Source organism: Citrobacter sp. C348, from assembly GCF_047467975.1.
Lineage (GTDB): Bacteria > Pseudomonadota > Gammaproteobacteria > Enterobacterales > Enterobacteriaceae > Citrobacter > Citrobacter gillenii.
On the sequence record NZ_JASJUJ010000003.1, the window covers coordinates 79,754 to 92,352 of the forward strand.

At 52.0% G+C, this 12,599-nt stretch carries 11 protein-coding genes; 10 read left to right on the forward strand and 1 reads right to left on the reverse strand.

Annotated features, from left to right (window positions below):
* Window positions 1–224: 224 nt before the first annotated feature.
* From QNN86_RS06960 to QNN86_RS06980, 5 genes are all read left to right on the forward strand, one after another.
* A complete protein-coding gene (locus QNN86_RS06960) occupies window positions 225–1,460 on the forward strand; it encodes an MFS transporter (RefSeq protein ID WP_414210829.1) in 1,236 nt (411 codons plus the stop codon).
* A 21-nt stretch (window positions 1,461–1,481) separates the two neighbouring features.
* Complete coding sequence (ydiB, locus tag QNN86_RS06965; RefSeq protein WP_115258641.1) at window positions 1,482–2,348, forward strand: quinate/shikimate dehydrogenase; 867 nt, start codon at window positions 1,482–1,484, stop codon at window positions 2,346–2,348.
* Between the two features lie 35 nt (window positions 2,349–2,383).
* Window positions 2,384–3,142: a type I 3-dehydroquinate dehydratase gene (gene aroD / locus QNN86_RS06970; RefSeq protein ID WP_414210830.1), complete on the forward strand. Its 759-nt coding sequence runs from the start codon at window positions 2,384–2,386 to the stop codon at window positions 3,140–3,142.
* A 156-nt stretch (window positions 3,143–3,298) separates the two neighbouring features.
* Complete coding sequence (locus tag QNN86_RS06975) at window positions 3,299–4,894, forward strand: acyl CoA:acetate/3-ketoacid CoA transferase (protein ID WP_279276920.1); 1,596 nt, start codon at window positions 3,299–3,301, stop codon at window positions 4,892–4,894.
* Between the two features lie 13 nt (window positions 4,895–4,907).
* Window positions 4,908–6,059: an acyl-CoA dehydrogenase gene (locus tag QNN86_RS06980; RefSeq protein WP_115258643.1), complete on the forward strand. Its 1,152-nt coding sequence runs from the start codon at window positions 4,908–4,910 to the stop codon at window positions 6,057–6,059.
* A gap of 53 nt (window positions 6,060–6,112) precedes the next feature.
* On the opposite strand, the gene QNN86_RS06985 is transcribed toward QNN86_RS06980, so the two are convergent.
* Window positions 6,113–7,003 carry an AraC family transcriptional regulator gene (locus QNN86_RS06985; protein ID WP_146716763.1) on the reverse strand — a complete coding sequence of 297 codons (891 nt, stop codon included), beginning with the start codon at window positions 7,001–7,003 and terminating at the stop codon, window positions 6,113–6,115.
* Between the two features lie 507 nt (window positions 7,004–7,510).
* On the opposite strand from QNN86_RS06985, the gene QNN86_RS06990 reads away from it, so the two are divergent.
* The 5 genes from QNN86_RS06990 to fadK all read left to right on the forward strand — a co-directional run bounded on the left by QNN86_RS06990 (window position 7,511) and on the right by fadK (window position 12,576).
* Window positions 7,511–8,275, forward strand: a complete 765-nt coding sequence (locus QNN86_RS06990) for an electron transfer flavoprotein (RefSeq protein WP_181619297.1) — start codon at window positions 7,511–7,513, stop codon at window positions 8,273–8,275.
* 21 nt (window positions 8,276–8,296) lie between these two features.
* The gene (locus QNN86_RS06995) at window positions 8,297–9,232 is read left to right on the forward strand and encodes an electron transfer flavoprotein subunit alpha (RefSeq protein WP_414210832.1); all 936 of its coding nucleotides are present in this window, start codon (window positions 8,297–8,299) and stop codon (window positions 9,230–9,232) included.
* 57 nt (window positions 9,233–9,289) lie between these two features.
* Window positions 9,290–10,579 (forward strand): FAD-dependent oxidoreductase, encoded by a 1,290-nt coding sequence (locus tag QNN86_RS07000; protein WP_414210833.1) that lies wholly within the window; start codon window positions 9,290–9,292, stop codon window positions 10,577–10,579.
* Complete coding sequence (locus tag QNN86_RS07005; protein WP_115258648.1) at window positions 10,576–10,869, forward strand: ferredoxin family protein; 294 nt, start codon at window positions 10,576–10,578, stop codon at window positions 10,867–10,869. Before QNN86_RS07000 ends, QNN86_RS07005 begins: the two co-directional genes overlap by 4 nt.
* 81 nt (window positions 10,870–10,950) lie before the next feature.
* On the forward strand, window positions 10,951–12,576 hold the full coding sequence (fadK, locus tag QNN86_RS07010) for a medium-chain fatty-acid--CoA ligase (RefSeq protein WP_414210834.1): 1,626 nt from the start codon (window positions 10,951–10,953) through the stop codon (window positions 12,574–12,576).
* Window positions 12,577–12,599 lie beyond the last annotated feature (23 nt).

Consider the following 12,599-nt stretch of genomic DNA (forward strand, 5'->3'; position numbering starts at 1 on the left):
GTTCCCCCCGTCTGCAAAATAATTTGCGGACTATTTAAAACAACAGCAAAACGGCAACAGGAAGAATTAATTTCACACTTTGCTATGCAATATACCTGGTCACTTAAGCGTCATGCTATGTAGGTACAGCATCCGTCACTCGGTATAGTAATGACATCATCATCGCAATCAATATTATCACGATGAAAACGAACCCTATTAAAATCTGCAAGGAGTTATGCGAAATGTCTCAGAGCAAGGCTTTTAATACGCCATTTCTTCTGGCGATAACCTGTATTTATCTCAGCTATTTCCTGCATGGCATTAGTGTCATTACGCTGGCACAAAACATGACTTCCCTGGCAGAGAAATTTTCCACCGACAATGCGGGGATTGCCTATTTAATTTCCGGTATCGGATTGGGCCGTCTGGTCAGTATTTTATTCTTCGGCGTACTCTCCGATAAATTTGGTCGTCGGGCCATTATCCTGTTAGGCGTCATTCTTTATATGCTGTTCTTCTTCGGTATTCCCGCCAGCCCAAATCTGATGATTGCTTTTATTCTGGCGATTTGTGTGGGCGTCGCCAACTCCGCGCTGGATACCGGTGGCTATCCGGCGTTAATGGAGTGCTTCCCCAAAGCGTCCGGTTCGGCGGTTATTCTGGTGAAGGCGATGGTGTCTTTTGGGCAGATGCTCTACCCGCTCGTTGTCAGCACCATGTTATTGAATCATATCTGGTACGGCTATGCCGTCATTGTCCCGGGCATCCTGTTCGTGGTGATTACCTTAATGCTGCTCAAGAGTCGCTTCCCCAGCCAAGTGGTGGACGCAGGTGTGGCGAAAGATCTGCCGCAGATGAACAGTAAGCCGCTGGTGTGGCTGGAAGGTGTGGCATCAGTGATGTTCGGCGTGGCCGCATTTTCAACCTTTTACGTCATCGTGGTGTGGATGCCGAAATACGCCATGGCCTTTGCCGGGATGGCCGAAGCCGACGCGCTGAAAACCATCTCTTACTACAGCATGGGTTCCCTGGTCTGCGTGTTTATTTTTGCTGTACTGCTGAAGAAATTAGTCCGTCCGATCTGGGCCAACGTCTTTAACGCCGGGCTGGCAACGATTACAGCAGCGGTGATCTATTTGTACCCCTCGCCGCTGGTCTGTAACGCAGGCTCATTTCTCATCGGGTTCTCTGCCGCTGGCGGTATTTTACAACTGGGCGTCTCGGTGATGTCGGAGTTCTTCCCGAAGAGCAAAGCCAAAGTCACCAGCGTTTATATGATGATGGGCGGCGTTGCCAACTTCATTATCCCGCTGATCACCGGATACCTGTCTAACATCGGCCTGCAATACATTATTTTGCTCGATCTGGTCTTTGCCCTGCTGGCATTTATCACGGCCATTATCGTCTTTATCCGTTACTACCGCGTATTTGATATACCCAAAAACGATGTGCGGTTGGGCGAACGTTATTTTCAATAAAGAGTTCACAAGGAGTTAAAAATGGATGTTACTGCAAAATATGAACTGATTGGCCTGATGGCCTACCCCATCAGACACAGCCTGTCGCCAGAAATGCAAAATAAGGCGCTGGAAAAAGCCGGACTGCCGTTTACCTATATGGCATTTGAAGTCGATAACACAACCTTTGCGGGTGCCATTGAAGGGTTGAAAGCGTTAAAGATGCGCGGTACCGGCGTCTCGATGCCCAATAAACAACTGGCGTGCGAATATGTCGATGAATTAACCCCCGCCGCTAAACTGGTCGGTGCCATCAATACCATCGTCAATGACAATGGCTATCTTCGTGGCTACAACACCGACGGCACCGGCCATATTCGCGCCATTAAGGAAAGCGGCTTCGATATAAAAGGCAAAACCATGGTACTGTTGGGCGCGGGCGGTGCATCGACCGCTATCGGCGCACAGGCCGCCATTGAGGGCATTAAAGAGATTAAACTGTTTAACCGTCAGGATGATTTCTTTAGCAAAGCGCTTGAGTTCGCCAAACGCGTGAATGAAAACACCGACTGTGTGGTGACCGTTATCGATCTGGCAGACCAACAGGCCTTCGCCGAGGCTCTGGCCAGCGCAGACATTTTGACCAACGGCACAAAAGTCGGCATGAAACCACTGGAAAACGAATCCATTGTTAGCGATGAATCGCTGTTACGCCCGGATCTGCTGGTAACCGAATGCGTCTACAATCCGCATATGACCAAGTTACTGCAGCAGGCGCAGCGTGCCGGTTGCAAAACCATTGATGGTTACGGCATGTTGTTATGGCAAGGTGCTGAGCAGTTCAAATTGTGGACCGGGAAAGATTTCCCGCTGGAATACGTTAAGCAGGTTATGGGGTTTGCCGCCTGACGGGCAACAATCTGTGAATTTTTAAAGGGTAATCAATGAAAACCGTAACCGTAAGAAACCTCGTGATTGGCGAGGGTGCGCCGAAGATCATTGTTTCGTTAATGGGTAAAGACATCGCCACGGTAAAAACCGAAGCGCTGGCCTACCGCGACGCGGACTTCGACATCCTGGAATGGCGTGTTGACCATTTTGCCGATGTCTCTTCCATTGACGCGGTGCTGGAAGCGGCCCGCACGATCCGCGACGTGATGAGCGATAAGCCGCTACTTTTCACCTTCCGCAGCGCCAAAGAAGGCGGTGAACAGGCGCTGTCTGTTGCAGACTATATTGCGCTTAACCGTGCGGCGGTGGATAGCGGACTGGTGGATATGATCGATCTGGAGCTGTTCACCGGCGATGAACAGGTCAAAGCCGCCGTCGAGCATGCGCACGCGAAGCAGGTCTTGGTGATTATGTCGAATCATGATTTCCACAAAACACCGGCAGCAGAAGAGATTATCCAGCGGCTGCGTAAAATGCAGGAACTGGGCGCAGATATCCCGAAAATTGCGCTGATGCCACAAAACAAGACGGATGTCCTGACGCTGCTTAGCGCTACGCTTGAGATGCAGGAGCACTACGCCGACCGCCCAATCATTACTATGTCGATGGCCAAAACCGGCGTAATTTCGCGACTGGCGGGTGAAGTTTTTGGTTCTGCGGCGACCTTTGGTGCGGTGAAAAAAGCCTCAGCGCCCGGGCAGATCTCGGTTTCCGATTTGCGCAGCGTACTGACCATTTTACATCAGGCTTAATAACAGAATATTTCTGTACTGTTTTAAATAACCCCCCTGCCCTGTTATTCATATTATTTTGAATATCGGGCAGACGGTTAGTTATTTTTAAAATAAATAAATTTCTTTTATCGAATAAAACGATAGGCAGCCTCACGCCTGTAACCTGGAGTTTATATGAAACTTAACAGACCTGAACGTATTAACGGTCGGGTGCCGGTATTATCGGCAGCGGATGCAGTTGATTATATTCCTGATGAAGCCACGCTCTGCGTATTAGGCGCCGGCGGCGGTATTCTGGAGGCCACCACATTAATTAGCGCACTGGCCGAAAAATATAAAACCTGTCAAACTCCGCGTAATTTATCGCTAATTAGTCCGACGGGCCTGGGCGATCGCGCCGACCGGGGTATTAGCCCGTTGGCACAAGAAGGATTGGTCAAATGGGCGCTATGCGGACATTGGGGGCAATCACCGCGCATTTCCGATTTAGCTGAACAAAATAAAATCGCCGCCTATAACTATCCTCAGGGCGTATTGACGCAAACGTTGCGTGCAGCCGCAGCCCACCAGCCGGGTATTCTGAGTGATATTGGGATCGGCACGTTTGTTGACCCCCGCCAGCAGGGCGGCAAGCTCAATGACGTAACCACCGACGATCTGATCAAACTGGTGGAGATAGACAACAAGGAGTACCTCTACTACAAGGCCATCGCGCCCACCATCGCCTTCATTCGCGCTACCACCTGTGACAGCGAAGGCTACGCCACGTTTGAGGATGAGGTGATGTACCTCGATGCGCTGGTGATTGCCCAGGCCGTGCATAACCACGGCGGCATCGTCATGATGCAGGTACAAAAAATGGTCAAGAAAGCCACCTTACACCCCAAAGCGGTGCGGATCCCGGGCTATCTGGTGGACATCGTGGTGGTTGACCCTGATCAGACCCAACTGTACGGCGGGGCGCCGGTTAACCGTTTTATTTCCGGCGACTTTGTCCTTGATGACAGCCAGCAAATCGCCCTGCCGCTCAACCAGCGTAAACTGGTGGCCAGGCGCGCCCTGTTCGAAATGCGCAAAGGCGCGGTGGGTAACGTTGGGGTCGGTATCGCTGACGGTATTGGTCTGGTTGCTCGTGAAGAAGGCTGCGCCGACGACTTTATTCTGACGGTCGAAACCGGCCCAGTGGGAGGGATAACCTCGCAAGGCATTGCCTTCGGTGCCAACGTTAACACCCGTGCCATTATGGATATGACCACCCAGTTCGATTTCTACCACGGCGGCGGTCTGGATGTGTGCTATTTGAGTTTTGCTGAAGTGGACAGCCACGGCAACGTCGGCGTACATAAATTCAATGGCAAGATTATGGGCACCGGTGGATTTATCGATATTAGCGCCACTTCCAAGAAAATTATTTTCTGCGGCACACTCACTGCCGGAAGTCTGAAAACAGACGTCGCCGACGGCAAGCTGAATATTGTCCAGGAAGGTCGGGTGAAAAAATTCGTCAGTGAATTACCTGAAATAACCTTCAGTGGAAAAATTGCTCTCGAACGCGGATTAGAGGTGCGTTACATCACCGAACGTGCCGTCTTTACCTTAAAAGAGGATGGTCTCCATTTGGTAGAAATTGCCGCCGGCGTTTCTTTGCAAAACGATATTCTGGACAAAATGGATTTCGCCCCGGTTATTTCTCCTGAGTTAAAACTGATGGACGAAAGATTATTTATCAATACCCCCATGGGTTTTGTCTTGCCCGACGCAGCCAATTAAAAGGAGTACCCTAATGGACTTTTCGTTAACTGAAGAACAAGAGCTGCTGCTTGCCAGCATTCGCGAACTGATCACCAGCCATTTTCCGGAAGAATATTTCCGCACTTGCGATCAGACCGCCACCTACCCAAAAGAGTTTATGCGCGCCCTTGCGGATAACGGTATTTCGATGCTGGGCGTGCCGGAAGAGTTCGGCGGCATACCGGCAGATTATGTCACCCAGATGCTGGCGCTGATGGAAGTGTCAAAATGCGGCGCTCCGGCATTTTTAATCACTAACGGGCAGTGTATTCACAGCATGCTCCGTTTTGGTTCCGCCGAGCAGTTACGCAAAACGGCGGAAAGCACCATGGAAACCGGTGATCCCGCATATGCTCTGGCGTTAACCGAACCGGGTGCCGGATCTGACAACAACAGTGCCACCACCAGCTACACGCGAAAAAACGGCAAAGTGTATCTCAACGGGCAAAAAACGTTCATTACCGGTGCTAAAGAGTACCCGTACATGCTGGTACTGGCCCGCGACCCGGAGCCAAAAGATCCGAAGAAAGCCTTTACGCTGTGGTGGGTCGATTCCAGTAAACCGGGTATTAAGGTGAACCCGTTGCACAAGATCGGCTGGCACATGTTAAGCACCTGCGAAGTCTACCTCGACGACGTTGAAGTTGACGAAAGCGACAGGGTCGGTGAAGAAGGCATGGGCTTCCTCAACGTAATGTACAACTTCGAAATGGAGCGGCTGATCAACGCCGCACGCAGTACCGGCTTTGCCGAGTGTGCCTTCGAAGATGCCGCGCGTTATGCCAATCAACGTATTGCCTTTGGCAAGCCCATTGGCCATAACCAGATGATCCAGGAAAAACTGGCGTTAATGGCGGTTAAAATCGAAAACATGCGCAATATGGTGTTGAAGGTCGCCTGGCAGGCCGATCAGAAGCAATCACTGAGGACCAGCGCTGCGCTGGCAAAACTGTACTGCGCGCGTACGGCGATGGAAGTGATTGACGACGCGATTCAAATTATGGGAGGACTGGGGTATACCGATGAGGCTCGCGTGTCCCGCTTCTGGCGCGACGTACGCTGTGAGCGCATTGGCGGCGGCACGGATGAAATCATGATTTACGTTGCGGGCCGTCAGATCCTGAAAGATTACCAGAACAAGTAAGCGTTAATGGCCCGGTAGGCGTCAAACTTACCGGGCACGCAGAAAACCGCTAATTAGATCTCCGGCATCAGGCATTCCTGCTCAAGCAGATTGTTTTTAAATTGCTTGCGATACTCGCTGGGCGAGCAGCCTACGTGGCGCTGAAAGAGTTTGGCAAAGTGATCGACATTTTCATATCCCACTCGCCACGAAATTTCTGCCAGTGATGATTCGGTATTGGTCAGAGAAAATTTAGCCTCCGTCATTCGCCGCTGAATAACATAATTAATCGGTGAGATCCGATACTCTTTAGTAAATTCATGACAAATGTAACTGACGCTGGCGCGAAATTTTTTTGACAACTGTTCAAGTGTAATTTTTTCCCGAAAGTTGTTATTTAAATACACCAGCACATCTTTAATTAAGATATCTTTTTTAATATATCCCTGCTCAGAACGGTACGCATTTTTGAAATTTTCATAATACAGCACGGTTAACGCATAGGCGAAAGCTGCGTAAGCCGTCGAGGTCGGGTTATTTTTGCTTCGTGGCAGCATAATACTCAGTTCATTAAAAATACTTTTAATCACCTCCTTTCCCTGTCCGACGCTGATAACCGGGCACGAATGCGCCTGCAGCAGTTGGTTATCCTGCCAGCCGTTAAAGCGGAATCCTGCCAGTGCGCAAGTGTAGGTGGTAGCCGGTGTGCTGCTGTCAGACGCGACCGCATGCAACCTGCCTTGCTCTATCACCACAATATCGCCAGCGTGGGCAACATACAGTGACGAGTCGATAATGAACCTGGCGACACCTTTTTTGACATAAATGAGCTCGGTTTCATTGTCATGGACATGGTGGCCTGACTCCCAGTTCGGATCGTCGCTGATGACGAAGCGTGAAAACACAGGGGTTTTCCCCTGCTCAAAAAGGGTTTCCATGGCATTATCAAAACATCGTTGATACATGACAACCTCCACCTTAAGACCGGATAATTTTGGATGAATATTAGCGATGAAATAAAGGGACTGAGCATGTTATACAACGTTATTTCACCCTGAAGAAACAAAATTATTGGGGCCTCCTGCAAGATGGTACGCATAGTCAACAGGCATTATCCGCACAGCTTATTAACGTTTTAAAATTAATAAAAAGCATAAATGTTATTATTTAGCCGTCAATTATTCACATAACAGAAACATAAATAATCATATGTTGATTAAAAACATGATGCATTTCGCAATTTTCACATCCTGCGCGTTTTTTCTGTTTATTGCCGCCCCCCATGACGTTTAATCAGCGCTTATCAGTAAAGCGTCCGGTCGACACTTTTTTTTGCAAGATTGTTGGAAACGAAAACAGATTGTCCCGTCGAAAATGCCCCTCACCTGCCGCACACTAATTTCAGTCAACTTTCCCTACTGCCGATAATGACGCTCCCCGTCATCATCTGAACATGATTCACCGGAGATGCCATGAAAATAGTCACCTGCTTTAAGTTGGTCCCTGAAGAACAGGACATTGTCGTTACCCCTGAGCGTTCGCTTAATTTCGACAGAGCCGAAGCCAAAATCAGCCAATTTGACTTAAACGCCATCGAAGCCGCAGCGCAACTGGCTGTAGAAGGTGACGAGATCGTCGCCTTAACGGTTGGCGGCTCGCTGTTACAAAACTCCAAAGTGCGTAAAGACGTCTTGTCCCGCGGGCCGGACAGCCTGTTTATGGTCCAGGATGCGCAACTGGAACATGCATTGCCCAGAGATACCGCCCAGGCGCTGGCCTGCGCCGCAACAAAAATCGAATGTGACCTGATGTTATTCGGCGAAGGGTCGGGCGATATCTATGCACAGCAGGTGGGCTTGCTGGTAGGCGAACTCCTGCAGTTGCCCGTCGTCAACGCGGTGAGCAAGATTGAACGTCACGGTGAGCGGATTCTGGTCGAGCGCACGCTTGAGAACGAGATCGAAGTGCTTGAACTCCCGCTCCCCGCCGTGCTTTGCGTCACGTCAGATATCAACACGCCGCGCATTCCGTCAATGAAAGCCATTCTTGGCGCCGGGAAAAAAGCCGTCACCCCCTGGCAGGCCAGCGATATTGGCTGGACGCCTGTGCCGCCGTTAGCGGAACTGGTGGCAATAACGGTTCCGCCACAAACCGAGCGTAAACGCATCATTCTGGAAAATGATTCAGCGGACGCCATTGCTGAACTGGCCGACCACCTGAAAAAAGCCCTGAATTAAGCCCAACGGAGAGAAAACATTATGAGTAAATTAGCCAACGTCTGGGTATTTAGCGATAACGCTGAACGCTACGCAGAATTAATGACCGGCGCGCGTCAATGGGGTGAACAGGTCCATATCATTGTGCAAGGTAGCGAGCAGGCCAGTCAGGTTCTGCCGCTGGGGGCCGATAGCATTATCGTGCTTGAGCAATCTTCCGGCTTACAGCGCATTGAAAACTATGCTGAAACCTTCACTTCGCTGCTGCAAGATCACAACGGTTTACTGCTGATGCCCGCCACCAAGCGCGCGAAATCCCTTGGCGCGCGTCTGAGCATTCAACTCAATGCGGCGATGGTGAATGACGCCACCTCGGTAAGTCTTGATGCTGGCGCACTGTTCGTTGAACACCGAATGTATGGCGGTCTGGCATTCGGCAAAGAAAAGCTCAATAGCGCGCTGGCCATTATCACGCTTGCATCCGGCGTACTGGAGTCGAGCGAGGCCAACCCGGCACACACCTGCCCTGTTACCGCTGCGCCGTACATCCCCCCTCGCCATGAAATTATGTGTCAGGAGCGTCGCGCCAAACCCCTGAGCAGCGTGGATCTCAGCAAAGCCAAACGCGTGGTGGGCGTCGGCCGCGGTCTGGTGGCACAAGCCGATCTGGAGATGGTACATAAACTGGCGGCCGTGTTGGGCGCAGAGGTCGGTTGTTCCCGCCCGATTGCTGAAGGCGAAAACTGGATGGAGCGCGAACGCTACATTGGCGTTTCCGGCGTGTTGCTGAAATCTGACCTGTACCTGACGCTGGGCATCTCCGGACAAATCCAGCATATGGTCGGCGGTAATGGTGCAAAAGTCATCGTCGCCATCAACAAAGATAAAAAAGCGCCGATCTTTAATTATGCCGATTACGGCCTGGTGGGCGATATCTACAAAGTTGTGCCGGCCCTGATCGAACAGTTAAGCCGCTAACCCCCCTCATTTAATCCACATCTCCCGCTGCGCTCGCGGCGGGAAGGGAGCATAAGCATGTCAGATGAAAAATTTGATGCCATCGTGGTTGGTGCTGGCGTGGCGGGAGCGGTCGCTGGCTACGTAATGGCAAAAGCCGGACTGGACGTACTGGTCATCGAGCGCGGAAACAGTGCAGGCAGTAAGAACATGACCGGCGGGCGGCTCTATGCACACAGCCTTGAAAGCATCATGCCAGGATTTGCCGAGGAAGCGCCTGTCGAGCGTAAAGTGACGCGCGAGAAAATCTCCTTTCTAACCGAAGAAAGCGCCGTCACGCTCGACTTTCATGGAGAAAAAAACACGGCCGCAACCCAGGATTCGTACACGGTTTTACGCAGCCGTTTTGACCCGTGGCTAATGGATAAAGCCGAACAGGCTGGCGCGCAGTTTATTCCAGGCGTACGCGTCGATTCATTAATCCGCGAAGGCAATAAGGTTACGGGCGTTCAGGCCGGTGACGATGTTCTGGAGGCTAACATCGTCATCCTCGCTGACGGCGTCAATTCCCTACTCGGCCGCTCGCTTGGCATGGTTCCCCCCACATCAGCACACCACTATGCCGTCGGCGTGAAAGAGTTGATTAGCTTGCCGCCCGCTATCATTGCAGACCGCTTCAATCTTTCGGGCAACGACGGTGCAGCCTGGCTGTTTGCTGGTTCCCCGTCTAACGGGCTAATGGGCGGTGGTTTTCTGTACACCAATCAGGATTCAATTTCTCTGGGGCTGGTTTGTGGACTGGGCGATATCGCTCACGCGACGAAGAGCGTTCCACAACTGCTGGAAGACTTTAAGCAGCATCCAACCATTCGTCCGCTGATTGCCGGAGGCGAACTGCTGGAATACTCGGCGCATATGGTGCCAGAAGGCGGTCTGGCAATGGTGCCTGAACTGGTCGGTGACGGCGTGATGATCGTCGGCGATGCCGCCGGTTTTTGCCTGAATCTGGGGTATACGATCCGCGGCATGGATTTGGCCATTGCCTCCGCAGAGGCGGCGGCGAAAACGGCTATCGCGGCGAAAGAACGCCAGGATTTCTCCGCCAACAGCCTGAGGGAATACCAGCATACCCTCGAGCAGGGTTGCGTCATGCATGAGTTACAGCATTTTCGCAAGATCCCGGCACTGATGGAAAACCCACGTCTGTTCACCCAGTACCCGCGCATGGTGGCGGATATCATGAGCGAAATATTCACCGTTGACGGACGTCCGACGCCCCCAATGCGCAAAAGGATCATGCCCCATGTAAAACGCATTGGGTTAATGAACTTACTGAAAGACGGCATTAAGGGAGCGACCGCGTTATGAACCAGAACAACACCGTGAACGTTGACGTCAAGCTGGGCGTCAATAAATTCAACGTTGATGAAGGACATCCACACATTATTCTGGCCACCCACCCGGATCTGAACGAGTTTCGCAAACTGCTCTATGCCTGCCCCGCCGGGCTGTACAAGCAGGACGAGGCCGGAAATATCCATTTTGATTCCGCCGGATGTCTGGAGTGCGGAACCTGTCGGGTGCTGTGCGGCGAAACAATACTTGAACAATGGACGTACCCGCTCGGCACTTTTGGCATCGATTTTCGTTATGGATAACGGATATTGCCAGTTGCAGGCCGGATAAGGCCCAGTCGCCGTCCGGCAAGACGTATGCCGCAATCATCCAGGGACAAAGCAATGAGTGTCAGATTAACGTTTAACGCCGAGCGTCGTCATGCCTGGCGACAGCAAGGACTGTGGGGTGATGCCTCACTGGGCGATTACTGGAGCCAGACCGCCCGGGCCGTACCGGATAAAATTGCCGTGGTCGATAATCACGGCGATGCATACACTTACGCCGCACTCGACCGCGCCGCCAGCAGCCTGGCCACCTGGTTTTTAGCCAGCGGCATTCAACCCGGCGATCGGGTGGCCTTCCAGTTGCCGGGCTGGTGTGAATTTACCGTGATTTATCTGGCTTGCCTGAAAACCGGCGCCGTTTCGGTACCGCTACTGCCCGCCTGGCGCGAAGCGGAGCTGGTGTGGGTGCTGAACAAATGCAAGGCGAAGATTTTTTTTGCACCAACCCTGTTTAAACAGAGCCGTCCGGTGGATCTGATCCTGCCCTTACAGAATCAGTTGCCGCACCTGCAACAAATTATTGCCGTGGATAAACTGGCCCCGGCAACTGCTTCGCTGGCGCTAAGCCAGCTTCTGACCTCCCCCCCGTTAACCCACACCGTTAGCGTGCACGCCGACGCGTTAGCCGCCGTGCTGTTCACCTCCGGCACGGAGGGTATGCCAAAAGGAGTAATGCTGACCCATAACAATATTCTCGCCAGCGAACGCGCCTACTGCGCCCGCCTTAACCTCAACTGGCAGGATGTTTTTTTAATGCCTGCACCGCTGGGGCACGCCACCGGTTTTCTGCACGGCGTCACGGCCCCCTTTTTAATTGGCGCACGCAGCGTGCTGCTGGATATTTTTACCCCAACCGCCTGCCTTGAACTGCTGGAGCAACAGCGCTGTACCTGCGTCCTCGGCGCCACACCCTTCGTCTATGACATGCTGTGTTGCGTGGAAAAAAAGCCTTACGACCTCTCATCGTTACGCTTCTTCTTATGCGGCGGCACCACTATTCCACAGAAAATTGCCCGCGAGTGCCAGCAGCGCGGCATTAAACTGTTAAGCGTTTACGGCTCGACCGAAAGCTCACCGCATGCAGTGGTGAATCTCGATGATTCGCTTTCCCACATGATGAATACCGACGGCTACGCCGCTGCGGGTGTCGAAATTAAAGTGGTCGACGAGGCACGTAATACGCTGCCGCCAGGCGTGGAGGGCGAAGAAGCCTCGCGCGGTCCGAACGTGTTTATGGGCTACCTTGATGAACCCGAAATGACCGCCAGAGCACTGGATCAAGACGGCTGGTACTACAGCGGTGACTTATGCCGCATGGATGAGGCGGGCTACATTCAGATTACCGGACGTAAGAAAGATATTATCGTGCGCGGTGGCGAAAATATCAGCAGCCGCGAGGTCGAGGACATTTTATTGCAGCATCCGCGTATTCACGATGCCTGCGTGGTGGCAATGCCGGATGAACGTTTAGGGGAAAGGTCGTGCGCTTATGTGGTGCTTAAACCGCCGCATCATTCGCTGTCGCTGGAATCGGTGGTGGCCTTTTTCAGCCGCAAGCGGGTGGCAAAATACAAGTATCCGGAACATCTGGTGATTGTCGAGAAATTACCGCGCACCGCCGCCGGTAAAATTCAGAAGTATCAACTTCGTCAGGATATTATTCAGCGCCTGAGCAAAGTATGAATGCCGGATGGCGATGCTAACGC